The organism is Legionella sp. W05-934-2, from assembly GCF_964199965.1.
GTDB lineage: Bacteria > Pseudomonadota > Gammaproteobacteria > Legionellales > Legionellaceae > JAFIFT01.
Map to the genome: position 1 here is coordinate 19439 of NZ_CAXMZT010000002.1, position 25349 is coordinate 44787.

Below are 25349 nucleotides of genomic sequence, written 5' to 3' on the forward strand. Positions count from 1 at the left end.
TATTTGATATGGTATATTCAAATGATTATTTTTCTAAAACCAATCCCTTTATGACCATACGCGGCAAAATTGTATTCGGCTTAATTCTCTTCGTATTTATAGCACTAGTTGCATTTAATATTATTAAAGATTATGCGATTAAGAAATTTTTCGAAGGATTTCAACCCCCGCCTGCGACAATATCAACGGTAAAAGCAAAACAAATGGATTGGCATCCATCCTTAGATGCTGTCGGTAATATCAATGCCCAGTATGGTGTGGATGTTAACTCAGAAGCCAGTGGGAATGTTCGAGAAATCCATTTTCAATCCGGCCAAAATGTCAAAAAAAATCAGCCTCTGATTACAATCGATGATAGCGTCGAACAAGCACAATTGAAATTTAATTTAGCAGAACTTGATTTAAAAAAGCTGAGTTTTGATCGTCAAGACAAACTTTTCAGAAAAGGTGCGGCACCAAGTTCCAATGTCGATGAAGCACGTGCAAATCTCGATCAAGCCCAGGCCAATGTTGAAAAAATTAGAGCCCAAATTCAACAAAAACACATTACCGCACCTTTCACAGGGAAATTAGGTATTCGTCTTATCAACCTCGGCCAATATATCTCGCCAGGACAAACAGCGATTGTTACTCTCCAGTCATTAGATCCCTTATTCTTAGAGTTTTACCTACCTGAACAACAATTAAACAAAATACGGGTTGGTCAGCCTATCCGATTCCATGTCAGCGAATACCCAGACTTGCTTTTCGTTGGCAAAATTTCTGCTATCAATTCTAAGGTGGATATCAGAACACATAATATCAGAGTCCAAGCAACTATTCCCAATTGCCCCACCAATGCACTTAAGAACCCATTAAAGTCTCCCATGGTTAGTGCTAAAAAAGAGCCCGGCAGTGACCGAGTCATTGTTAACTGTCAATCTCAAAAAAACGAACAGCAGAATGTCTCCAATTTTAGTTTTATTCCAGGTATGTTTGCGAGTATTGAGGTGGTTCAGCCAGTGATTCCCAATCAAATCGTTTTACCAGCCACTGCGATAGCCTATAGTCTCTACGGTGACTCTGTGTATGTCATAAAACAGCGTCCTTCAAAACAAAAAGACGGTGAGCCCGAATTATATGTCCAACAAACCTTTGTACGCACAGGCGAACAACAAGGCAATCATATTGTCATCACCCATGGACTAAAACCAGGTGATGAAGTCGTCAGTTCAGGACAACTTAAGCTTCAAAATGGTTCGCGCGTAAAAATTAACAATTCCGTTAAAATGCCTGATGTTAAAGACATTGACAAGTTAGGTGAATAAAGCATTAAACCATGAAATTAACAGATATATTCATTAAAAGACCGGTATTATCAATTGTAATTAGTTTACTGATTCTACTCTTTGGTTTGAATTCGATTGGTACGATGGAAATTCGACAATTTCCGCGTATGAATAACACTGTCATTACCATTACAACCAGTTATCCCGGAGCCGATGCTGAAATAATAGCCGGATTTATTACAACCCCCCTTGAAGCCGCTGTCGCCAGCGCTGAAGGGGTAGACTATATGACCTCCTCAAGCATCCAAGGACTTAGCACTATCACGTTGAACATCAAATTAAATTTTGACCCGCAAATTGCTTTCACTGATGTCATGTCTAAAGTTCAACAAACATTAAATCAACTTCCTCCCGAATCACAGCGGCCGGTTATTATCAAAAAATCGGATATGTCTACCCCACTCATGTATATCAGCTTGGATAGTGTTGAATTAACACCAGAACAAATTACTGACTATGCTATCCGCGTGGTTCAACCCCAATTAGAAACGGTCGATGGTATTGCTTCAGCAGATATTCTAGGCGGTAAGACCTACTCAATGCGCATATTTCTTGATCCGGATAAAATGGCTGCTTTAGGGGTCAATGCAAGTGATGTTAGTCAGGTTCTTGCTAATAATAATTTTCTAACAGCAGCAGGAAAAACCAAAGGACAGTATGTTGCAATCAGTCTGAAAGCCAAAACCGATCTTAATAATGCAGAAACATTCAGTAAATTAATTGTTAGAAGTGACGAAAATTCTATTATCCGTTTAAGAGATATCGGGACTGTTAAATTGGGTTCTCAAGATTATAACAGCAGTGTTAGTTTTAATGGTAAAAAAGCTGTTTTTATAGCACTTACCCCGACGCCTTCCGCTAACCCACTCACCGTCATCAAAAACGCCAAGGATTTGTTTCCAAGTATCGTCAAGCAATTCCCTCCCGCTTTATCAGGTATGGTTGTTTATGATGCAACGGAATTTATTCGTGCTTCTATTCGAGAAGTTGTGCGGACGATTGGCGAAGCAGCAATCATTGTTGTCATTGTGATATTTCTATTTCTGGGATCCATTCGTTCGGTTCTCATCCCAATTGTAACGATCCCATTATCGCTCATTGGCGTGTGTACGTTTATGCTCGCCTTAGGCTATTCTATCAACCTACTGACGCTGCTTGCATTTGTTTTAGCAATCGGGTTAGTCGTCGATGATGCGATTGTCGTGGTGGAAAATGTTCATCGCCACATAGAAAAAGGACTAAGCCCCTTCAAAGCCGCCTTAATTGGCGCAAGGGAAATTACCACACCGATTATCGCTATGACAATCACACTGGCTGCGGTATATGCGCCGATTGGATTTTTATCGGGTCTAACTGGGGCGTTATTTAAAGAATTTGCGTTTACTTTAGCCTCTGCCGTAATCATATCAGGTGTTATCGCCTTAACGTTATCCCCCATGATGTGTTCCCGAATTTTGTCCACGGAAGATACAAGCGGAAAATTAGTCCTTTTTCTCGATAGAACATTTGAAAAATTGAAACATCGCTACAAACGAACGCTCGATAATGTACTCAATATCCGCTCGAAAGTCCTTATCATAGCCGTGGTCGTATTAGCTATTCTACCTTATCTTTACCTGAAAACACCGTCCGAGACAGCCCCTGAAGAAGATCAAGGTTTCTTTTTCGTGATAAGCAGTGCACCACAATATGCATCTATCAACTACATCGAAACATTTACAGATACGTTCAATGCCATTTATCGAAGCTTCCCTGAAACCGTCAATCATTTTATTATTAATAGTACCCCCATTATTTCTGGCATGGTGCTTAAACCTTGGGGTGAAAGGGTCTCGCAGTTTACCTTAAAGGAAGCCCTCCAGCACAAATTAGACTCTGTTGCTGGCCTTAATACTTTTGCCGTGATACCACCACCACTTCCTGGCGGAGGTGAAGGCACCCCTCTGCAGTTTGTTATTAAAACAACCAATGATTTTCAAAGCTTGTATCATGTATCCAATGAATTGATCAATAAAGCCAGACAAAGTGGTTTGTTTATTTTCTTAAATAACAGCCTGCGATTTGATCAGCCTCAACAAGTATTTGAAATAAATCGTTCAAAAGCATCCGATCTAGGTCTTGATATGCGACAAATTGGAAGCTCACTAACCAGTGCCCTATCGGGTAATTATGTTAACTACTTTAACCTGCTAGGACGCAGTTACCAGGTTATACCGCAGCTGGATAGAAAGTATCGTCAAACGCCAAAACAATTAACTGATCTCTACATGAGGACGAGCATCGGCCAGATGGTACCTTTATCAACGGTTGTTAATCTTAAACAAGAGACCCAACCCAATGAGCTTAGTCACTTTCAACAGTTAAATGCAGCCACCATTCAGGGTGTTATGATGCCGGGTGTCACCCTTGGACAAGGTATACAATATCTACAAGAACAATCCCAAAAGATATTACCTAAAGGGTTTACCATGGATTATGGTGGTCAGTCCCGTCAATATGTTCAAGAAGGAAATGTGCTGTTATTTGCCTTTTTTATGGCGGTATTAATTATTTATCTTGTCTTATCCGCTCAATATGAAAGTTTCCGCGATCCGCTAATCATATTAGTCTCAGTGCCCATGTCAATATGCGGCGCGTTGATTCCACTAAACTTAGGTTTAGCATCGATTAATATCTACACGCAAGTTGGCTTAATTACACTGATAGGATTGATATCAAAGCACGGGATTTTAATTGTTGATTTTGCAAATCACCTACAGCAAGAAAAAAACCTCTCGAAAAGGGAAGCAGTCGAGGAGGCTGCTGCCATTCGCTTAAGGCCCATCCTGATGACCACCGCAGCCATGGTATTTGGCGTGGTTCCATTGTTGATGGCTTCTGGTGCAGGTGCGGTAAGTCGCTTTAACATCGGTCTAGTGATTTCAACAGGTTTACTAATCGGAACACTCTTTACATTGTTTATCATTCCAACCATGTATACCTATATCGCAGCAGACCATCGTGCAAGTAAAACTGAATTGGTTTGATGAAATCTTCAATTTTCCTGGGTTTATTGATAGAATGGGCCCTTTTAATAGATAGTAGAAATAGCCATGGATAAAACCTACTCACCTGATAACATAGAGCGCCGTTGTTATGAGAACTGGGAGAAAAAAAATTATTTCTCGCCTAGAGGTGATGGAGAATCATTTTGCATAATGCTACCTCCACCAAACGTAACAGGCAGTCTACACATGGGCCATGGCTTTCAATATACAATCATGGATGCATTGTCTCGCTATAACCGCATGAACGGCAAAAAAGTACTATGGCAGCCAGGAACAGATCATGCTGGAATTTCAACGCAATTGGTTGTCGAACGTCGCCTAGAACAAGAAGGGTTGAATCGTAAAAACATGTCAAGAGACACCTTTCTAGACTATGTATGGCAATGGAAAAATGAATCCGGCGGTAAAATTACTGATCAAATGCGTCAAATGGGTGCTTCTGTCGATTGGGGACGCGAACGATTTACCATGGACGAAGGGCTATCTGAGGCCGTTCAAAAAGTGTTTATTCAGCTCTATGATGAAGGACTTATTTACCGAGGAACGCGATTAGTTAATTGGGATCCTAAATTAGGAACAGCCATATCTGACCTCGAGGTGATATCAGAAGAAGAAGATGGTTTCATGTGGCATATCAACTACCCTATTGTTGATAGCAAAGACCATTTAACGATAGCAACAACTCGACCCGAAACACTTCTTGGTGACACAGCCGTTGCCGTACACCCAGATGATAAACGATACAAACACTTGATAGGGAAATATGTTCAACTCCCTTTATGTGATCGAACGATACCCATTATTGCCGATGAATACGTGGAACAAGATTTTGGTAGTGGGTGCGTTAAAATAACCCCTGCCCATGATTTTAATGACCATGAAATCGGCAAACGACATGATCTGCCGGTCATCAAAATCATGACAAAAAAGGGAACCATCAGTAAAAATGCCCCTGTCAAATATCAAGGAATGGATAGGTTTATTGCTCGAGAACATATTGTGACTGATCTTGAGGATCTAGGTTTATTAAATAAAATAGAGCCATACAAAATCAAAGTGCCTCGTGGAGAAAAATCCAATGTCATAATTGAACCTTTGCTAACTGAGCAATGGTATGTGAAAGTTGAACCTTTGGCAAAACCAGCAATTGAGGCAGTCAAACAAGGCGAGATAAAATTTATCCCTGAAAACTGGAGTAAAACCTATTTTCAATGGATGGAGAATATTGAAGATTGGTGCATCTCTCGTCAACTCTGGTGGGGACATCGCATCCCTGCTTGGTATGACAATCAAGGAAATATTTATGTTGGTAGTAGTGAAAACGATGTTCGATATAAATATCAGCTCGATGAAGATATTAGCTTAAAGCAAGATGAGGATGTCTTAGACACCTGGTTCTCCTCTGCCCTTTGGCCATTTTCAACCTTAGGTTGGCCTGAGCAAACAGAAGAGCTTACAACATTTTATCCGACATCTGTTTTAGTAACAGGGTTTGATATTATCTTTTTCTGGGTAGCCCGGATGATTATGATGGGGCTCAAATTTACTGGCCAAGTACCTTTTAAAGAGGTGCTCATCACGGGTTTAATTCGAGATAGCGAAGGGAAAAAGATGTCTAAGTCGAAAGGAAATGTATTAGATCCTTTAGATATTATTTATGGCATCAGTTTAGATAATTTATTAGAAAAACGCACATCGAATTTGATGTTGGAATCAACCCGCAAACAAATTATAAAGGCAACACAAAAGGAATTTCCCCAAGGCATTGAAGCACATGGTACGGATGCGTTGCGATTTACGTTTTGCTCAATGGCATCAACCGGACGAAATCTACGTTTTGACCTCAATCGAGTCGCTGGCTACCGAAACTTCTGTAATAAATTGTGGAATGCATCACGATACGCCTTAATGAATGTCGATGAAGAAAGCGGTGATTTAGGGGATGGTCCCTTCCAATATAGCCCATCGGATCAGTGGATATTGTCAAGGTTGCAAAACACCATCGCCTTATGTCGTCACTATTTTGAAAGTTACCGTTTTGATTTGCTTGCAAATGCCATTTATGAATTTGTATGGCATGAGTATTGTGATTGGTATTTAGAACTATCCAAACCCGTCTTACAAGACGACCAAGCTTTGGGCTCGATGAAACGAGGAACGAGACGAACACTTATCCATGTGTTGGATCAAATATTGAAATTACTCCACCCAATCATGCCGTTCATTACCGAAGAAATTTGGCTTCGAATTAAGCGATTCACCAGCCAGAGCCTTGAGAGTATTACAATTAGCGAATACCCAATTGTTCATCCAGAATATATCCGGCCAGAAACGGAAGAAGAAATTGAATGGCTTAAAACGGTCATCCAAGTCATTCGAACCATCCGCAGTGAAATGGGGATATCACCAAGCAAATCGGTTCCGTTAATTCTCCGTAATGTATCCGAAAAAGACAAACAACGATTAGATAAACATCAGAAGCTACTCATCAGTATGAGCAAGGTTTCCCCTATAACCCTTCTTGAGAAACATGAAAGCGTCCCTCCCTCAGCAACTGGCGTCGTTGAAGGATTGGAAATTTTCATACCAATGGCGGGGTTAATAGATAGAGACGCCGAGCTCGCTCGACTAAAAAAAGAAATAGCAAAATTAGAGAAAGATAAACAGGATGTATCAACCAAACTGTCGAATGCAAACTTTGTCAAAAAAGCACCTGCTGAGGTAATTATGAAAGAAAAAGAACGGCTTTCCAACACAGAACAGACATTGACAAAGCTTCGACAGCAATTCGCTAATATTGAAAATTTGGATAGTTAAATCGGAGAACCTTGCATGGATGAAATTGTGATTGAATCATTGAGTCTACAAACACGCATTGGCGTTAATCAATGGGAACAAGCTATTGATCAATGTTTGTTAGTAGACCTTCATCTTTATGTGGATTTCAAAGCGATAAATGACCATATTGACGAAACCATCAACTATGACTTGATTAGTCAACATATTAACGCCTATGTAACGAAAAAATCATTCCAACTCATTGAAACCGTTGCTAATGACATTGCCCAAGAGATATTGACGAACTTTCCCATCCAACAGGTAAAAATTGTGGTGAATAAGCCGTATGCACTCAAGCAAGCTAAAAATGTCAGAGTTATCGCCATTCGTAGCAAGACCGTCTAAAGTGCATCATGTTATGAGAACTTTAACCTAAAGACATTTGTTTGGTACTATCCACCAATTTTATAAATTGTTGTAACTCGCAAGACACCCCACCACATGCAGGAATTGAAACAGGTTGGCCATTATAGGTGATTTTCACCTGATAGTAGTCTTGGCCACTTTCGTAAAGTGAAAAATTAAGATTTGAGGCATACGTGGGAACTTGCTCCAAGGGTACCCCTAAAAAACTTAATGCACCCGCAATTGTCGTATCATGTGCTGACAGCAGGACATATTTCAGCTTAGAACTTTGTTGACTGCCTTTATCGAGGTAGTTGGCAATATTGGTCATGAGTTTACCACAATAAACAGTTGCAACCTGTTTAGGCTTTAATTGCGCTGTAAAAGCCCAATGGCTGGCCTTGATGATGGTATCAATATCGTCTGAACTTAATTGGCTTGGCATTGGGGCATGATGAATTTTGTGAATATACAAAGCATCGCCGAGTAATTGCAGATCCGACAAGCTCTGAATTTGTAGCCCAAGCAAATTGCTCCAAAGTGTGTATTTAGTCTTAAGCTCATTATTTTTTTGTTGCCATTCAACCGTCGAATACACATATTGCTCCATCAGCTTAGCTCTCTCTTCATGGCTGACGTACTGATCGATCACTTGATCATATTTTGCCGGTGAACTAAATACCGGAATGGGTTGAAATGCATGCGGCAATGCAGGAGCTGAGTTTCCCGTTGTTTTAGGTCCAGTTCCGGGAGGGTATAATCCCATTAGCAATGATTGTGCACTCATATGTGTGCGATCGAAATAGGTGGCATATACATTGATTAATCCTTGTTCATAACAGTCAGGCAACAGGTGTGTTTGTTCAATGTATTTTTTACGAAAGGTCTTACCTAAATTGTATTCTTGCTGCATCCCTTCAGCAGTTAACTGTCCGAATCCTTCTTGCCAATGGTAATCGACAGATGGTAGTGAAATAAATGGGGTTCTATCGCCATGTCGAATAATATCGATGGCAAAAATCAGTTTGTCGTGAGCAAATATGGCGGATGGAATACATAGGAATAACACTGTGCCTAGACGAAGTAAACTGCTCATACTTCTGACTCCCTGATAAGAACGTTAAATCAGCTATGGGATAGAAAAAAAATCCCTCTAATTTGGACGTTGGGCTTCACCAACTTGATAAATCAACGAAGGCTGTTTAAAACGCAAATCTTTGCTTAAACTATTTGCAACAGCAATCATGAGTTGCCCACCATGCATAAATGGATTAGCACTCACACCACCATAGGTTGTAATTTCTTCCACTTGTTCAAATTGATTCCCATTCCAACGGTATAACGGAGACTTCAACACACTCACTGGTTTCTCTCGACTACCAGTTATGAAGTTAATCCTTAATAGGTAATCATCACCTTTGTATTTAAAGTAGGTAAAATTACGTCCTCCAGTTCCGTTTAATGTTTGCAAAGGCTCCCATTTTCCTTGTTTAAACTGATAAATCATTGAATTATGATTGATATTTGCAAAAGCCAATAAGGATTTATCCCCTATCTTCATGTACTTAAAGACTCTCCCACCACTGCCTGGAAAATTTTGAAATGTTTGAAATGATCGGCCATTCCATTGGTAAATCATTGAGTGATTGACATGATCGGCAAGCGCCAAATAATACTGACCGTCCATTTCAAAGAACTCCCAGGAATAAGCCCAAGTAGAAGCGATTGTTTGAAAAGGTTGAAAAGAATGGCCATCCCATTCATAAATCATTGAATTTGTACTTAAACTTGATTCAGATAATGATTTAATAATGCCATTAGCTTGGGCTAGAAAATGTCGTTCACCAATTTGAAAATGTCGCCATTGTTTAGTTGCTAAATTAAAAAACTGCTGAATTGGATAAAATCGTTTTCCATCCCACTGATATAATTTCGAGTAGGTGTTAATATTGTAGGGCGCATGCGGGCCCGATCGGATTGAAGCAACTGCTATATACGGAATGTTATTAATGGAAAAAAACTCAACGCCTTCATTGCCATGACTTGGAATGGATTGTAACGGCGTAAACAGCCCCTTTCCTTCCCGCAAAATTATGACATCAACATCCGAGTTGCCGCCATTCATATTCGCCGGTGTGTGAGGAATATCTTTGGCAAGCTGTGCGACAGCTAAATAACGTTGTCCATCTATCTCAAAGGGAGTTATCTCTCGAGTCCCCTGAGCATCAATGGTTATCCACGGCTTTAAAATAGGTTGCGAATAAGCTGAAATAACCGTCAGAAGCAATGCACAAAACAAATGGGGCCTCATTTTACCTCTCCTATCGGTGGATTATTGGTAGGATAAGCGGTGATTCCTTCAGGAAAACCATCCGTAAAACCAGGTATTGCCACTTTTTCTGCTTGCCAATTTTTTGCAGCTAACTCGCCTGCCATCCAAAACCCTACCGTATTAGACAACATTTCTTGAGGGTCCTGTAATGAATGCTTAAGCCTGACTAAAAAATCTCTTACATCCGATGCCTTCGAATAGGAATAATCGCCAGGCAAAGCAGGTCTACCTGGTACAAAAATGGTGTCAAGGCTTGTAAACACTTCGGCAGCAGTCTTCTCACGATTTTTAGTGCTCATCCATACTTGGTTTTTATAGTAATTGTAACTATCTTCTGATAATACCTTTTGCCCTAGATCTGATTTTACATCAGCGTATGGCGCAATTATTATATTAGAAGCTAATAAGGTATTATTTGATAATGCTTGAAAGAACGGAACAAACCAATTCGTACCTTTTGTCAAACCAGCAGTGACATTTGCCCCGGCCACAAAACGAATCACAATCATCGCATGGGGCCAATCTATCTGTTTGTCTTTTATTTCTTGGTGGATTTCGTCCATACTCTGTAAAGCCGTGAACATAAATGTTCCCACCATAATATTATTAAACGGGATGGGATATTGTTTATTACCCTTTAGAAAATTATTCTGAACATCTTGCAAATCAAACTTCCCACCATTTAATACAGATACAATATAGTTTCCAGACATCGACAAGCCATAATCGAACATTGCGAGAATTTGTGACTCATGCGTCTTCCATGGTTGAATATTAGCCTGTTTTATCCACTCGCCAGTGTCATTTAATTTTCTTACCGCTTTAATATTGGTTAAGAGCTGTTGCATTGCTGGTTTCCATGCATTACTACCGGATGCTTTGATTTCTGCTAAGTAAGATAATGCCGGGCCAATATGTGATAATGACGTCATTTCATAGAACCCTGTGGAAGGATTAGTACGCAACAATTTGCTATAGACTAATTGACGTTGGTTATCGTAAATATAAATAGTTGAATTAATTAATAGAATAAGCAGTCTGTTATCGTTTTTGTTAGATTGTTGTTGATTTTCCGCATCCACCAATATTTGAGGGATTGTTTTTTGATTCGCCGGGAATCCTGGAGTACTCGAGCCAGTAAAATCAAAATACAGATTCATAAACGGTTGTGGTGTTGTGTAAGCATATGTGACACCAACCATCAAGAACAAAATTCCAAAAAGAAAGAGACGCCTCATGAGTCGATCATCATAAAATAAGGTTACCTATATTTAGCACACAAATTGATTGTAAATCAAATAATTGGCAGATTATTTTGATGATTTTCGTGCTCACAATAGGCTCGTTTTTCGATTCTTATCTGTTGTGTTTTCACATCGTCTAACCCCTAAAAATCAATCGTATAACGCTTGCAATTACAAGGTCCTTAGGTATAAACTGAAGAGTATATTTATTGGCAAAGGAAACGACATTGAGCAAGATAATTGTTATCACATCCGGTAAAGGCGGTGTAGGAAAAACCACTACGTCAGCTGCTTTTGCTTCTGGATTAGCTATGGCTGGCCATAAAACCGTCGTCATAGACTTTGATATTGGGTTACGAAATCTTGATATAATTATGGGGTGTGAGCGGCGTGTCGTTTACGATTTCGTTAATGTCATTAATGGGGATGCGAGCCTAAATCAAGCCTTGATCAAAGATAAACGAATTCAAAATCTCTCGATTTTACCAGCATCCCAAACACGAGATAAAGATGCACTAACGCTTGAAGGCGTTGAACGTGTTATCGAAGAACTCAAAAAATCATTTGATTTCATTGTTTGTGACTCACCTGCTGGGATTGAATCCGGGGCGTTAATGGCCATGCATTTCGCTGATCATGCGATAGTTGTTACCAACCCCGAAGTTTCTTCCGTACGCGACTCTGACCGGATTTTAGGTATTTTGGCAAGTAAAAGTCGACGGGCCATTGAAAATCTTGAGCCGGTTCAAGAACATTTACTTTTAACGCGTTATGATCCGACACGTGTTGAAATTGGTGAAATGCTATCTGTAAACGATGTCACAGAAATATTGGCGATTCCATTAATCGGCGTTATCCCCGAGTCTAAAGCTGTCTTAAAAGCTTCGAATACAGGTACTCCTGTCGTATTGGATGAGCAGAGCGACGCAGGGGTTGCCTATCAAGATGCGATTGCACGATTTTTAGGTGAGAATAGGCCAATGCGATTTATTAGCATTGAGCGCAAAGGCTTTTTAAAACGCATCTTTGGAAAGTCAAAAGAGGAGGCCACGATATGAGTCTTTTAAAATTTTTACGAAAAAGACCAAACACAGCCTCTGTCGCGAAAGAACGCTTACAAATCATCATTTCTCACGAGCGTTCACAACGATCACAGCCGGATTATCTGACAAAACTACAAGATGAAATATTAGAAGTCATCGCTAAATATGTACCAATAAGTCGCGATCAAGTGAATGTCACTCTCGAAAAAGATGGTGATAACGCTATACTAGAACTGAATGTCACCATGCCCGAAGAGGCCTTTGAAGAAGTTCATTAGTTCCCAAACTGCTTAACATTAGCCTACAAGCGCACCTGATGTGCGCTTGGATTTAATTAACAAAATCCCAATTGTCAGAATGTTGCCGATTCACTATCTGATTTACTTTTCGTCTTGGCCTTGCCAACAACCAGTCGACGAAGTTCATCCATATCAAAATCATCCACTTTGATAACGGCTTGTCTAGCTTGTTCTGCTTCCATTAGTTGACTCGCCTCATCTGCAGTAAGTTGACCTAGGTGTTCTGCCTGTTTAATCTGATCATGAACCGTTAACCCTTGTATTTTATGAGCACGAACGGCTTTTATAAATTTTTTCTCTGTATCAGCAACCGTTACAATCTTAATAAACGCTTCTTCCATCCGACCGACTGGGCAATTTGCAACAGGTTCTTTATAGACTAATCTCGTTAACCTTTCTCGCGTCGGGCAAGTTGTGGTTAACAATTTTGCTAACTTCTTACCAAGCGCATCCGATGGGACTTTGCGTTGTGGACCAAAAGGTAGCATGATTAACTTTAAGAAACCTTTAGCCCAAGCTATTGGGAAATTCTGAATAATACCCTGGAACGCTTGCTCTATTTCAAAGAGTAATTGCTGAGCTGCCCAATCAACGACTGGCTTATCCACCGCAGGTTCTCCATCGCTCTCGTATCGCTTTAGCACAGCAGATAAAAGGTAAAGTTTCGATAAAACATCACCAAGCCTTGCAGATAAAGATTCCATACGTTTCAACGCACCACCAAGTAATGCTAAGGAAAAGTCAGCGACAAATGCAAAATTAGCGCTGTATTGGTTGATAGCTTGATAATACGGTTTTGTTATCATCGAAGGCGCGGGGGTTCCTTTGGCTTTGGTAAATAGGAAGACAAGGGAACGGGCAAAATTGGACATCGTATAGCCAACATGCCCCCAAAATGCTTTATCAAAGGCTTGTAAATCATTTTTACGAGCCGCTTCCATTTCAGCAAAGACATAAGGATGGCATCGAATCGCCCCCTGGCCAAAAATAATTAAACTTCGAGTTAATATATTTGCGCCTTCAACGGTGATGCCAATGGGCGCTTGTTGATAACCCCGGCCAAGATAATTTTCAGGTCCTAAGCAGATGGCCTTACCACCATGGATATCCATCGAGTCCATGCCTATCTGTCTTGCTCGTTCTGTGGTGTGGTATTTTAATATCGCACCAACAATGGCTGGTTTTTCACCTTGATCAATCGCGGCAGTCGCTAGCGTTAATGCCGAATCAATGATATAGGTATTACCTGCTATGCGAGCAAGTGGCTCCTCAATACCTTCAAATTTAGCAATAGGTTGATCAAACTGAGTTCTAATTCGTGCATAAGCACCCGTTGCCAAAGCAATAAGTTGAGCGCCTCCTAATGCGGACGAAGGTAATGAAATGGCACGACCAGCACTTAAGCACTCCATTAACATAGACCACCCTTTTCCTGCCATCTCAGCACCACCAATGATATAGGAAATGGGAATAAAGACATCTTTGCCCTGCGTGGGTCCATTCATGAAAGCTGAATTAAGTGGGAAATGACGTCTGCCCGTCCTAACGCCCGGTAAATTTGAGGGAATTAAAGCACAAGTAATTCCAATGTCACTCTTCTTATTGAGTAAATTATCGGGGTCATACAGTCTGAATGCTAAACCAACAACCGTTGCCACAGGAGACAACGTAATGTATCGCTTATCCCAATTTAGACGTATGCCAATGACTTCCTCACCATTAAAATTGCCACGACAAACAACGCCTGTATCCGGAATTGAGGCTGCATCAGAGCCAGCATTTGGTCCTGTAAGCGCAAAACATGGAATATCAGTTCCATTCGCTAGTCTTGGTAAATAATATTCTCGTTGTTCTTTCGTGCCGTATTTTAGCAGCAATTCAGCTGGCCCTAGGGAATTAGGAACGCTGACGGTGGTGGCAACTGAAACCGATCGCGAGTAAAGCTTTACGAGAACTTCCATTTGAGCCGTTGCTGAAAATCCTAAGCCACCATATTCTTCTGGAATAATCATGCCAAAAAAGCGATTAGTTCTGATAAACTGCCACATTTCCTCGGGTAAATCAGTACGATTATGGGTAATATCCCAATCATCAATCATTTCACACAAGGTTCGAACGGGCCCATCTATAAAGGCTTGCTCTGCTTTCGTTAACTTGACAAGTGGTGCTTGCTGCAACTTACTGAAGTCTGGCTTACCAGAAAAAATTTCACCTTCCCAACTCACTGTACCAGCTTCTAAAGCTTCTCTTTCAGTCGAAGACATGGAAGGCAAGTTCTTTTGCAATATTTCTAGAACTTTGCGCGTGATCGCTAAACGAATTGGTGAAATGCTTCCAAGTAAAGCAACCAAGGTAATCGAACATAAAAGGAATGTTGAAAACCAACCAAAGGCCGCTAATTGCGTGGCAACGGCTGATAATATGGCAAACGATATTAACCATATCTGAACGGATGCTTCCTTTGCCATTAAGGTCATTATAACGGAAGTAACACCAATAAAAATGAGTAAGTCAATCACTTCACTCTCCTTGCTATAAGCTGTTGGATAATATACCTATATGGAAGTGGATATCCAAGACACAGCATGGAATTAGGGATACCCCGGGTCTTATATATATCAAATGTTCCGACTATAGGTCATTCATTATTCCCAGATAAATCATTCTATTATTTTTTATTAACTGTTGTCAGGCAGCTAGGTTTTCTCACAATTAAAACGATGATTCGTTTCTTGGGATTATTTTAGAGTAATTGAACTGGAAAGATAAAACAATAGGCCTATGATCAGTATAGCACGCCATGGTTAATCATATACCCGTGATCATTCAAAATGCTCCTATTGAAGTTTCGTGGATATCGGGTATCTTTTCACGAAAGCATTATTTCCAACTCTAATTTAATTTTTTTAGCCAGTTCTATAGGTGATTCAAAAGGCAACATATGAGTCCCTGGCATACTCACTGAACGAATCCCATGTTGTTTTCTCATATGACTTAAATCAAAGGAATCAACAACGTTTGACTTATTACCATAAATCATCACACAAGGGCACGTTAGATGACCAATATAATCAGGTAACATATGTGGAATTGTACGATAAATTAAATATTCGATTTGCCGATCATAAGCCAGATCATAGCCTGTGTTCGATTTGATCAAACCATAATCAATGTAATCCTGTAAACAAGCATCGGTAAACGTTTGGAACACGGGTTTACTTTTCAGATACCTTAAAAGATGTTCCTTGTCTGGCCAATGCGTTCTCCGTCCTCTTGTTCGCTCAGCGGGTGTAACCTTATCGATTAATCGAATTTTTTTTGCTATTTTTAACAACATTGATTTGATTGGCCCAATAACAGGGGAATCAATCATGACCACCGCTTTTATCAACTCAGGACGCTGTACTGCAGCAAGAAAGCTAAGGATACCGCCAAGGGAATGACCCACTGCCACAACAGGATTATGGGACTGCTCAACAATGCTTTCTATCACTTCATCCACAAGGGTATGCCAATTTTCACCAACTGGAAAATCGGGATTATGGCCAACTTTTTCAATGACATTAACATCATATTCATCCGCTAATGATTGTAAAAGTTGCCGATAACAGGAAGACGGGAAGCCATTGCCATGAGTAAAATGAATGATGGGTTTCATAATCGGGCTATTGAACGTAAATTTCGTTTAACAAAGATAATGGCAAATGAAAAATAAGTTGCCACTAATGCTAGCCAAACATAACCCATCATACTTCTGTTATAACCGCATACAGCCATTATCTGCAAAACAAAAAATGCCGGGGTTGAGGCAACGAATAATAATCGACAAGATTGCTTGTAATACAACTGCACCTTAAAAATCGTTTGACTCACAATTTGCCCCATCATTGCAAATGCTAACAAAAATATGAGAGCAACTGTAAAATAAGTTGCTGCAACAACGGGGTAAATGACCGTTAATGTCAGCATTTTCAATCCTCGAATTTGATAGGCCTTTAAAAAAGATTCGCCATTAAAAACAAAACTTGTATCACTCGGCATTTTTATCTCTTTTACTTCTGTTACACGTTGATAATCCCTATCTTCAAAGTATTTGAACGCATCGGGTATTGTGTAATAAACGCGGTCATCCAAAAATAAGAATCTTAACGAAGGATAAGTTGATTGATCAAATTTTTTGATTGAACCTGTATTGTCAAGGATCGTTTCGACTTGCCCCCGATCATTCTTGATAAAATAGGGCATTTTTTTATCAAATTTGAGTTTACCGCTTACATAGGGAATATCAGGTATTTTTTGGAAGGGTTTGATGATAACATCATTGAAAAAATGATCCATGCCAATCATGTATTTTATAGAGAAAGGAATACAAAATACCCAAGTCATCAGCAATAAATATAACAAACCGATACCACGCCAGCGCTTATACACATCCCAATATAACAAATCACTAAAAAAAGATAACACAAGCGCCTGCCAATAATTATATTGGCGTTGCGTCTCTAATTTTAAGGATGTGCCTTTCAATTGTGTCACCATATGACCCTTTATATTCGTTGACCAGTTTCGGCATCAAACACACTTACCTTTTGCCAATCAAACGATAAATATACCTCATTGTGCACGAAACTATGCGTAGCTGCAACTCGAACTACAAAGGGCATTTCATACCCGAAAACAGAAACCCTTAACAGTAAATCTGCCCCCATATTTTCAACAAAAATAACGTCCCCTTTCAACATCCCACGCTCATGACTCACCTGAACATGCTCAGGTCGAATAATCAAATTAACCGCTGTATCAGCCGTTAGATTGGCGTTCTCAAGTTGCTGATTAATCATCGCAATTTTTCCAGGCAATTCAACTCTTTTACTATCTTTTGATACGATAGCTGGTACTTGATTGACAGGATAATGCCCAGTAAATTGGGCAACAAATTGTGTTTGCGGTTGGTTATAGAGTTGCATTGGCTCATCAATTTGCTCAATCCTTCCCCCGTTTAACACAATTACTCTATCTGCCATCGTCATGGCTTCTGTCTGATCATGGGTGACATAGATAGATGTTGCCTTAAGATTTTCATGTAACCGTTTGATTTCATAACGCATCTCTGCTCGTAAATTACTGTCCAAATTCGATAATGGCTCATCAAATAAAAACACCGAAGGGTGACGAACCATTGCTCTACCCATAGCAACTCGTTGTCTTTGCCCCCCTGACAGTTCAGCAGGTTTTCTTAGCAGCAATGGTTCGATCTGTAACATTTGCGCTGCTTCTCTCACTTTAGCGTCAATTTCAGCCTTTGGCAGGTGTTTTAATTTGAGGCTATAAGACATATTTTGGTATACGGTCATGTGGGGATAAAGCGCATAACTTTGAAATACCATCGCCATATCCCGTTCAACCGGTTTCATTTGATTAATACAACGATTGTCTAACAATATTTTCCCATCACTGATTGATTCAAGACCCGCTAGCATTCTTAATAATGTGGACTTCCCACACCCCGAAGGCCCAACAAGCACCACAAATTCCCCGCGGGATACCGAAAAATTAATGTCGGTTAAAACATCCTGTATATCAAACCGCTTAGATACATTTTTAAACGTTACAAAGCTCATCAGTGAGTCAGTCCTTTTTCAAACCATTTCTGTAAAATTAAAACAACGGCACAAGGTGGTAACAGGGCAATTAAGGCCGTACTCATTATCAAATGCCATTGAGGAATTTGATCAGCTACTCCCACTAACGCTTTCATGCCCATGACGATCGTCGATTTATCCGTCATTGTGGTAATAATCATTGGCCACAAATATTGATTCCACCCATACACAAACATGATGATAAACAATGCAGTCATCGGGGTTTTTGAAAGGGGAACAACCATATCGATGAAGAAACGAAACGGCCCTGCCCCATCCATTTTGGCGGCATGAACCAAGGATGATGGTAAGGATTTAAAAAATTGGCGAAACAAAAAAGTCGCTGTGGCCGATGCCATCAACGGCAGAGTTAACCCCGCGAAACTATTTAACCAATCTAAAGCGACAACGACTTGGAAGGTTGGCACAATTCGCACTTCTACTGGTAACATCATTGTCATAAAGATCATAGCAAATACAACCGATTTGAAACGAAATTCAAAATAAACTAACACAAAAGCCGTCATTAAAGCCATTATCACTTTTCCAAAAGCGATTAACATAGCCATCAGAAAACTATTCATTAACATCGTAAACACAGAGGCACTACCCGTCGATATCACTCCCTGCCAAAGGACTGTTTTGATATTATGCCAAAAATAACCACCGGGTAAGAGTGGCAAATTTCCTTGGAGAAACGTATCCCCTTGGTGAGAAGCAGCGATTACCGCCACATAAATTGGCGCAAAGAAAATTAGAATAAACGAAATCAATAGGATATGGATTAGCAATAGACGCTTCTTCATTGATAATGCACCTTTTTCTCAACATACCGAAACTGAAACCAAATCATTAAAGATACGACTATCATCAATATCACCGATTGTGTGGCAGAGCTGGTTGGATCAAAGGCAACAAATCCATCTTGATATACTTTATAAATTAACGTGGTTGTATATTGGGCAGGACCGCCATGGGTCATCACATCGATGATACCGAAGGTGTCAAAAAAGGCATAAATCAAGTTCATAACCAACAGAAAAAAAGTTGTGGGTGAGATTAATGGTAATTTGATTTGCCAAAATAATCGCCAAGAAGATACACCATCCAGACTAGCCGCCTCAATGATTTCTTTGGGTATTGCGCTTAATGCGGCAAAGAAGAAGAGAAAATTATAGGAAAACTGTTGCCAACTTGCCGTAATAATAATCGTTGCCATTGCTTGCAAAGGGTGGGTTAAATAATTAAATTCCATTCCAAACCATTGTGCTGTTTGTGCTACCCAGCCTAATTTTGGTTGAAATAAAAATCGCCATAAAATGGCTGCTACGGCTGGCGCCACGGCATAAGGCCAAATCAGCATCGTTTTATAGATGTTTCGTCCACCGGTGATAGCCAGCAATAAGTTAGCCATTAACACCCCCAGTATTATACAACTCGTTGTTATAGCGATGGCCAACCCTAATGTCACCACAACCGCTTGAAAATAACTGGGATCCTGGAATAAATCGATATAATTACAAAGTCCTGCCCATCGCCTGTGGAGACCGAAAGCATCGCCAAATTGAAACGATTGCCATAGTGCACTTAAGGCAGGCAGAAAGAAAAAGACAAGCGTCACAACGAGCTGTGGGGCTAAGAAGAAAATCAAAACGCGTTTATGCCGCCTAAACGGAGCCATTGGGCTAACACTCCTTCTTAATAAATTCCTTCATGTTACCTTCTTTCCAGACATGGGGAGAATGTGCCCAAAGGGCGAAAGAGGAGTTGCTGATTCGTCACAAGTTTCATGAGGCGCAGCAAAATATGGATGATATGCTTCCTTAATACGGTGTGGCACTAGCCTTCTCCCCTTTGTTTCTTTATAGTTCGTTCAAGTAATTGGGTATAGATAGGTTCATTCCCCGCTAATTGGACAATAGTCGTTGACATAAGGCATGTGATCATCAGAGGTAAAATCAGTTGGTAATTTGATGTCATCTCAACAACTAAGATGATGCCTGTTATCGGTGCTCGAACTGCAGCAGAAAATAGCCCCCCCATCCCCGCGACAGCAAACATACCAGGGTGAATACTGGCATCTGGGAATAGCCAATTTGTGAAATGAGATACCAATAAACCCAGAATAGTTCCTAATGCAAGCATGGGTGCAAATATGCCACCAGGTACACCTGTCATATAGCAAATCATGGTTGTCGCAAATCGGGCGATAAAAAGTAAAAACAAAACGCTTGCCGCTGGATAAAATGTCAATGCCTGTTCAATGATTTCATACCCTCCACCGACTGTTTGTGGCTCTAAGACAGCTAATAGACCGACCATCGCTCCAACCGCTAATATAAAAACCACCATGAACCACGTAGAGAATCGATCAGAGAGGTAGAGTAATCGCATTAAGAATTCATTAAATAACAATCCTGCAAAGCCAACAACAGCCCCAAACACAAGAAAAAGCCAAAGTGACTTCAAGCTTGGCATAGAAAAAACATCCATTGGCAGCACTGGTTGTGGGCCGATTATTATATGCAATACGATGGTTGCAACCACGCAAGCGATTATAACCATTTTGAAGTTGAGAAATGAGAAGTTAAATTCGTTGCGCATTTCTTCGATAACAAACAACACGCCTGCGAGGGGTGCATTAAATGCTGTCGCTAATCCTGCAGCAGCACCGGCGGCAATCAAGGTATCACATTTAGAGCGGGAGAGATGGCACAAACGACCCACCATTTCTCCTAAATTTCCCCCAATTTGAATCGTTGGGCCTTCTCTTCCCATGACCATTTTTGCGGCCAGAGTTAAAATGCCACCAAAAAATTTTACGGGTAATAATGTTGCCCAATGGACAGGCCTCTCATGCAACAATGCCCCTTCAATTTCCTGTACACCACTACCGCCACCCTCAGGCGCAACTTTTTTGACCAACAGCCAGACGAAAAGCACAATTCCCATGGTAATTAATGCAGAACTTAACATCATAGGAATATGATGTTGTTGCAAGTAGTGGATTAATACTCGAATCGCAAAAGCCACCTTATCAATCCCTATCTGAAATATAGAGCCGATGAAACCAGTTAATAACCCCACTATCACAGATACCAGATAGATGATGATGATTTTATCATCCTTAGTCATGTGTTAATTCCATTAAGTTATAAATCATGGTTAAGCCTGCCTGTTTTGTCATCGACAAAATGGTTTCAGGATGAAACTGTACGGCGTAAATTGGTAAATTATTATGAGCCACTGCCATCACGATACCATCTTCTGTTTCAGCTAAAACCGACAAGCATTCTGGAAATGAATTTTTATCGGCATACAGCGAGTGATAACGTCCTGCAACAAAGCAATCATCTAATTTATTAAATAGTGGATGTCGTCTTTTTTGTATAATATTGGAGGTTTTTCCGTGCATGGGATAAGACAGGGTTTTAAGTTGTCCACCAAAATACTCAACAATTCCTTGAAGACCCAAACATACCCCAAATATAGGAATATTGCGCTTTAACACCTGTTCGATGGTTTGCGACAAATCAAAATCAGAGGGCTTTCCTGGTCCTGGCGATAAGACAACCCAGTCAAAATTGTGTTTGGTTAAATAATGCATTAATTTATCATACCGACAGGTCATCACCTCCGCCCCAGTTTGGCGAAAATAATTTGCTAAGGTGTGAACAAATGAGTCCTGATGATCGACCAATAACACTTGTTTTCCATGACCCGGTAAATCGTGTTCCGTTTCTTTGATTTGATTTTCAAAGTTCGGGTTCAACATTTCCAAAAAAGCAGACGCTTTAAGTCTTGTCTCTGCTTCTTCATCCGCAGGAACAGAATCATATAAGAGTGTCGCCCCGACACGAATATTGGCTACCCCGTTGCTCAATTGAACTGTGCGTAAAACTAAGCCAGTATTTAAATCGCCATTAAAACCAAACCATCCAACAGCACCAGCATACCATTTACGGCTACTTTTCTCATGGTCTTCAATAAATTGCATGGCCCATAGTTTAGGGGCCCCCGTCACTGTAACAACCCACATGTGCGTTAAAAAAGCATCCACCGCATCGTATTCATGTCTTAAAATGCCTTCAACATGATCAACGGTATGAATTAAACGCGAGTACATTTCAATTTGCCGTCGCCCAATTACTTTGACGGACCCAGCTTCACAGATACGTGACTTATCGTTACGGTCAACATCCGTGCACATAGTCAATTCTGCTTCCTCTTTTTCAGAAGCGAGTAACGTTTGAATGTTGATAGCATCCTCAATCGCATTGTTGCCTCGTTTAATGGTGCCTGAAATCGGGCATGTTTCAACCCGTTTCCCTTGTAAACGGACGTACATTTCTGGTGAAGCACCGACTAAAAATTCACCTTCCCCTAAGTTGATATAAAACCCATATGGCGCCGGATTATAATGTCGCATACGCCGAAAAAGTATGGAGGGTTTGTCTTGGTAGGCTTGATAGAAAGACTGGCTAGGGACGACCTCAAATAAATCGCCACAGGCGAACTTCTGTTTCGCTTTTTCGACCAGGTTTGCGTACTCTCCAGGCTGATGATCACAGCCTTGTTTTATATTGCCTGCTGGCTGATAAGGTGATAATTCTCCATCTCGGGCGTACGAATGCGTTGTTCGACCTTGATAAATAAAATCATAGCGCCGAACAAACGCTATTTCCTTGCTGTGATCAACGACATAAATTTCATCTGGTAGATAAATGACCATATCCCGCTGTTGTGGGGGACGGTCTATTTTTTTAGTTAATTGATCAAATTGAAAAATAAGGTCGTAGCCATAGGCGCCATATAAGCCAAGGTAATCTTCTTTTTCAGAATGAAAAGCAGCAAGAAGACTACGTATTAATGAGAAAACGGAGGGTTGTTTACTTCGTTCCTCTTCACTATAAATAGCCTCCGATTGGTTAACCTCCATGATTAACTGATTTGATCCAATTGCTTGCAGTGAAATATGCGGATTGACCATGGCAACTTGCTTGACAACGTCAACCAATACTTGCCCTCTTTGATTCAAGGCTTGGACCGTCAGTTGATTTTCTGAAGATGTTATGACTATTGGAGGATTAACAAATCCAATATCCCAACAAGTATACCGGCCAGGAAATTCAAAACCAGAGGTATAAATGGCCCCACGATGCTGATCTAATCGCTCAATTAAGGTTTCAATAGCACCTTCGTAGGGCAGTGTTTGCTCAGACATCTCAATTAAGACATCGCCAGCTGTTTTAAATTGAAAAATCATCGCCTTAATACCTAACTAGTGATTAAACACCCCAAATCTTAGTCTATCTTTTTTTTCTCGCTTGTTCATCTAATTGTTGTAAAAATTTTAATTTCTCACCGATTTTTTGCTCAAGACCACGATCAACAGGTTGATACCATTGGGGTGGATTCATGCCTTCTGGAAAATATGTTTCGCCGGCTGCATAGCCGTAAGGTTCGTCATGAGCATAGCGATATTGCTGACCATACCCTTGCGATTTCATCAACGATGTGGGTGCATTGCGAAGATGTAATGGGACAAGTCTGGATTGATCTTGGGCAACAAATGCACTTGCCTGCTTATACGCCATATACCCTGCATTACTTTTTGCAGCGATCGATAGGTAGATGACTGCCTGAGCCAGTGCTAATTCCCCTTCTGGGGAACCAAGCCGCTCATAAGTCGCTGCAGCATCATTGGCAATTTGCAATGCTCGGGGGTCAGCAAGACCGATGTCCTCCCAAGCCATACGGACAATGCGACGAGCAAGATACTTCGGATCAGCACCACCATCAATCATACGGCAAAACCAATACAAGGCAGCATCCGGTGATGAACCTCTGACAGATTTATGTAAGGCAGAAATTTGATCATAAAATTGATCCCCACCTTTATCAAAGCGCCGATAATGGGTTTGCAGGTAGTGTTTTACCTGCTCATGTGTCAAGGCCTGGGTACTATCACATAATTGGGATAATAATTGCAATGCATTATACAATCGACGTCCATCCCCATCAGCCATATCAATTATGAACTCCGTCGCCCCTGCATCCAGCTGCAGTTTTCCGTTTAAAAACGTGATGGCTCTATTTAACAATTCTTTCAAGTGATCATGGCTCAATGAACTTAAGGTATATACGGTAGCACGTGATAGTAAGGCAGCATTGACTTCAAAAGAGGGATTTTCAGTGGTTGCGCCAATAAACGTAATTAATCCACTTTCAGTGAAGGGTAACAATGCATCTTGTTGCGCCTTATTGAAGCGGTGGATTTCATCGATAAATACAATGGTATGCCGCCCTTTGTGCAGATTATCACTCGCTATTTCAACAGCCTGACGGATGTCTTTTACACCAGCTAATACCGCTGATAAGGGGATCCATTCGCAATCGAACGCTTTTGCACATAAATAAGCCAATGTCGTTTTACCAACCCCAGGCGGCCCCCAAAATATCATTGAATGCGGCTTTCCATGCTTGAATGCTTGATATAGCGGTTTCCCTTCGCCTAGTAAATGGTCTTGACCAACAACCGCTTGCCAAGATGATGGGCGAAGTTGCTCTGCCAATGGCGTGACTTTATCATCGAATGGTAGATTATTGCTTGACAACATCAACACCTTTAGGTGGCTTAAACTTAAATTGAGACATTGGCACTGTTGGATTTGTGCGGATACTGGCAAGATCGACCGTGGTTTTTTGGCCAAGTTGATCATACAACACCAGCTGAACCAGTTTGTCTTGATTAAACGTCATGAGGACTCTTTGGTAGTTCTCGTCTTTTGATTTAGCGTTCATATCATATTGAGTTTGATTATGTCTCATTTTGCTTTCGACAACATGAAAGTCCCGGCTTACCGTGTCATCGTAGCCACTCAGAAATAATCCCGGTGTTCCCCCAATCCCTTTCTGTTGCCTTTTAACAGTCACTTGTTCTAACTCGATATCATAGACCCATAGTTTACTACCATCTGCTACAACAAGCTGCTCCATGGGGGAAATTGTATGCCATCGAAATCGTCCAGGCCTTAATAACGCCATTTTCCCTCTCGAACGCGATACTTCACGTCCTTCAGCTCGCACAATTTGTTTAAAACTTGCTGTCATAGACTTCATATGATTAAGTTTTTCTTGCAAACGATCCTCGGGCGTATTTGCCAAGGTACTTGTTGAAACCAATAACAAATAAAATCCAGCGAATAATTTAATCGAATTTTTTAGCATT

At 40.6% G+C, this 25349-nt stretch carries 19 protein-coding genes; 6 read left to right on the forward strand and 13 right to left on the reverse strand.

The window, feature by feature from the left end; translation table 11 throughout:
• The first annotated feature begins 50 nt into the window (after window positions 1–50).
• The 4 genes from AB3348_RS02075 to folB all read left to right on the forward strand — a co-directional run bounded on the left by AB3348_RS02075 (window position 51) and on the right by folB (window position 7558).
• Entirely contained in the window at window positions 51–1307 is a 1257-nt protein-coding gene (locus AB3348_RS02075) for an efflux RND transporter periplasmic adaptor subunit (RefSeq protein ID WP_367605898.1), read from the forward strand.
• 11 nt (window positions 1308–1318) lie between these two features.
• Window positions 1319–4354 (forward strand): efflux RND transporter permease subunit, encoded by a 3036-nt coding sequence (locus tag AB3348_RS02080; RefSeq protein ID WP_367605899.1) that lies wholly within the window; start codon window positions 1319–1321, stop codon window positions 4352–4354.
• A 66-nt stretch (window positions 4355–4420) separates the two neighbouring features.
• The gene (locus AB3348_RS02085; protein ID WP_367605900.1) at window positions 4421–7192 is read left to right on the forward strand and encodes a valine--tRNA ligase; all 2772 of its coding nucleotides are present in this window, start codon (window positions 4421–4423) and stop codon (window positions 7190–7192) included.
• 15 nt (window positions 7193–7207) lie between these two features.
• Window positions 7208–7558 (forward strand): dihydroneopterin aldolase, encoded by a 351-nt coding sequence (gene folB / locus AB3348_RS02090; protein ID WP_367605901.1) that lies wholly within the window; start codon window positions 7208–7210, stop codon window positions 7556–7558.
• A 22-nt stretch (window positions 7559–7580) separates the two neighbouring features.
• Here the strand turns inward: folB and AB3348_RS02095 are convergent, their stop codons facing one another.
• The 3 genes from AB3348_RS02095 to AB3348_RS02105 are packed head-to-tail and all read right to left on the reverse strand — an operon-like array spanning window position 7581 to window position 11092.
• On the reverse strand, window positions 7581–8654 hold the full coding sequence (locus AB3348_RS02095) for a histidine phosphatase family protein (protein WP_367605902.1): 1074 nt from the start codon (window positions 8652–8654) through the stop codon (window positions 7581–7583).
• Window positions 8655–8711: 57 nt separating this feature from the next.
• Complete coding sequence (locus AB3348_RS02100) at window positions 8712–9869, reverse strand: hypothetical protein (protein ID WP_367605903.1); 1158 nt, start codon at window positions 9867–9869, stop codon at window positions 8712–8714.
• Window positions 9866–11092 (reverse strand): DUF5624 domain-containing protein, encoded by a 1227-nt coding sequence (locus AB3348_RS02105; protein WP_367605904.1) that lies wholly within the window; start codon window positions 11090–11092, stop codon window positions 9866–9868. Before AB3348_RS02105 ends, AB3348_RS02100 begins: the two co-directional genes overlap by 4 nt.
• Window positions 11093–11361: 269 nt before the next feature.
• Between AB3348_RS02105 and minD the strand changes: the two genes are divergently transcribed.
• Together minD and minE are read left to right on the forward strand one after the other, a co-directional pair.
• Window positions 11362–12192, forward strand: a complete 831-nt coding sequence (gene minD / locus AB3348_RS02110; protein WP_367605905.1) for a septum site-determining protein MinD — start codon at window positions 11362–11364, stop codon at window positions 12190–12192.
• Window positions 12189–12455 (forward strand): cell division topological specificity factor MinE, encoded by a 267-nt coding sequence (minE, locus tag AB3348_RS02115; RefSeq protein WP_367605906.1) that lies wholly within the window; start codon window positions 12189–12191, stop codon window positions 12453–12455. Before minD ends, minE begins: the two co-directional genes overlap by 4 nt.
• 74 nt (window positions 12456–12529) lie before the next feature.
• Here the strand turns inward: minE and AB3348_RS02120 are convergent, their stop codons facing one another.
• From AB3348_RS02120 to lolA, 10 genes are all read right to left on the reverse strand, one after another.
• Window positions 12530–14953 (reverse strand): acyl-CoA dehydrogenase, encoded by a 2424-nt coding sequence (locus tag AB3348_RS02120; protein ID WP_367606191.1) that lies wholly within the window; start codon window positions 14951–14953, stop codon window positions 12530–12532.
• A gap of 392 nt (window positions 14954–15345) precedes the next feature.
• A complete protein-coding gene (locus AB3348_RS02125) occupies window positions 15346–16134 on the reverse strand; it encodes an alpha/beta fold hydrolase (RefSeq protein ID WP_367605907.1) in 789 nt (262 codons plus the stop codon).
• A complete protein-coding gene (locus AB3348_RS02130) occupies window positions 16131–17015 on the reverse strand; it encodes a DUF1189 family protein (RefSeq protein ID WP_367605908.1) in 885 nt (294 codons plus the stop codon). Before AB3348_RS02130 ends, AB3348_RS02125 begins: the two co-directional genes overlap by 4 nt.
• Window positions 17016–17023: 8 nt before the next feature.
• A complete protein-coding gene (locus AB3348_RS02135) occupies window positions 17024–18097 on the reverse strand; it encodes an ABC transporter ATP-binding protein (protein ID WP_367605909.1) in 1074 nt (357 codons plus the stop codon).
• Window positions 18097–18924, reverse strand: a complete 828-nt coding sequence (gene ugpE, locus AB3348_RS02140; RefSeq protein WP_367605910.1) for a sn-glycerol-3-phosphate ABC transporter permease UgpE — start codon at window positions 18922–18924, stop codon at window positions 18097–18099. The genes AB3348_RS02135 and ugpE overlap by 1 nt, the downstream gene beginning before the upstream one ends.
• Window positions 18921–19799, reverse strand: a complete 879-nt coding sequence (locus AB3348_RS02145) for an ABC transporter permease subunit (RefSeq protein WP_367605911.1) — start codon at window positions 19797–19799, stop codon at window positions 18921–18923. The genes ugpE and AB3348_RS02145 overlap by 4 nt, the downstream gene beginning before the upstream one ends.
• A 158-nt stretch (window positions 19800–19957) precedes the next feature.
• Window positions 19958–21253, reverse strand: coding sequence for a H(+)/Cl(-) exchange transporter ClcA (clcA, locus tag AB3348_RS02150; protein WP_367605912.1), 1296 nt, complete (start codon window positions 21251–21253; stop codon window positions 19958–19960).
• Window positions 21246–23384, reverse strand: a complete 2139-nt coding sequence (locus AB3348_RS02155; protein ID WP_367605913.1) for an anthranilate synthase component I — start codon at window positions 23382–23384, stop codon at window positions 21246–21248. Before AB3348_RS02155 ends, clcA begins: the two co-directional genes overlap by 8 nt.
• 43 nt (window positions 23385–23427) lie before the next feature.
• Window positions 23428–24738, reverse strand: a complete 1311-nt coding sequence (locus tag AB3348_RS02160) for a replication-associated recombination protein A (RefSeq protein WP_367605914.1) — start codon at window positions 24736–24738, stop codon at window positions 23428–23430.
• Entirely contained in the window at window positions 24722–25348 is a 627-nt protein-coding gene (gene lolA / locus AB3348_RS02165; protein WP_367605915.1) for an outer membrane lipoprotein chaperone LolA, read from the reverse strand. Before lolA ends, AB3348_RS02160 begins: the two co-directional genes overlap by 17 nt.
• Window position 25349 lies beyond the last annotated feature (1 nt).

What these genes read in the sequence shown, in the direction of transcription:
- AB3348_RS02075 (WP_367605898.1), top strand. Translation starts at nt 51, where the DNA reads ATGACCATACGCGGCAAAATTGTATTCGGCTTAATTCTCTTCGTATTT.
- AB3348_RS02080 (WP_367605899.1), top strand. Translation starts at nt 1,319, where the DNA reads ATGAAATTAACAGATATATTCATTAAAAGACCGGTATTATCAATTGTA.
- AB3348_RS02085 (WP_367605900.1), top strand. Translation starts at nt 4,421, where the DNA reads ATGGATAAAACCTACTCACCTGATAACATAGAGCGCCGTTGTTATGAG.
- folB (WP_367605901.1), top strand. Translation starts at nt 7,208, where the DNA reads ATGGATGAAATTGTGATTGAATCATTGAGTCTACAAACACGCATTGGC.
- AB3348_RS02095 (WP_367605902.1), bottom strand. Translation starts at nt 8,654, where the DNA reads ATGAGCAGTTTACTTCGTCTAGGCACAGTGTTATTCCTATGTATTCCA.
- AB3348_RS02100 (WP_367605903.1), bottom strand. Translation starts at nt 9,869, where the DNA reads ATGAGGCCCCATTTGTTTTGTGCATTGCTTCTGACGGTTATTTCAGCT.
- AB3348_RS02105 (WP_367605904.1), bottom strand. Translation starts at nt 11,092, where the DNA reads ATGGTTGGTGTCACATATGCTTACACAACACCACAACCGTTTATGAAT.
- minE (WP_367605906.1), top strand. Translation starts at nt 12,189, where the DNA reads ATGAGTCTTTTAAAATTTTTACGAAAAAGACCAAACACAGCCTCTGTC.
- AB3348_RS02120 (WP_367606191.1), bottom strand. Translation starts at nt 14,953, where the DNA reads ATGACCTTAATGGCAAAGGAAGCATCCGTTCAGATATGGTTAATATCG.
- AB3348_RS02125 (WP_367605907.1), bottom strand. Translation starts at nt 16,134, where the DNA reads ATGAAACCCATCATTCATTTTACTCATGGCAATGGCTTCCCGTCTTCC.
- AB3348_RS02130 (WP_367605908.1), bottom strand. Translation starts at nt 17,015, where the DNA reads ATGGTGACACAATTGAAAGGCACATCCTTAAAATTAGAGACGCAACGC.
- AB3348_RS02135 (WP_367605909.1), bottom strand. Translation starts at nt 18,097, where the DNA reads ATGAGCTTTGTAACGTTTAAAAATGTATCTAAGCGGTTTGATATACAG.
- ugpE (WP_367605910.1), bottom strand. Translation starts at nt 18,924, where the DNA reads ATGAAGAAGCGTCTATTGCTAATCCATATCCTATTGATTTCGTTTATT.
- AB3348_RS02145 (WP_367605911.1), bottom strand. Translation starts at nt 19,799, where the DNA reads ATGGCTCCGTTTAGGCGGCATAAACGCGTTTTGATTTTCTTCTTAGCC.
- clcA (WP_367605912.1), bottom strand. Translation starts at nt 21,253, where the DNA reads ATGACTAAGGATGATAAAATCATCATCATCTATCTGGTATCTGTGATA.
- AB3348_RS02155 (WP_367605913.1), bottom strand. Translation starts at nt 23,384, where the DNA reads ATGATTTTTCAATTTAAAACAGCTGGCGATGTCTTAATTGAGATGTCT.
- AB3348_RS02160 (WP_367605914.1), bottom strand. Translation starts at nt 24,738, where the DNA reads ATGTTGTCAAGCAATAATCTACCATTCGATGATAAAGTCACGCCATTG.
- lolA (WP_367605915.1), bottom strand. Translation starts at nt 25,348, where the DNA reads ATGCTAAAAAATTCGATTAAATTATTCGCTGGATTTTATTTGTTATTG.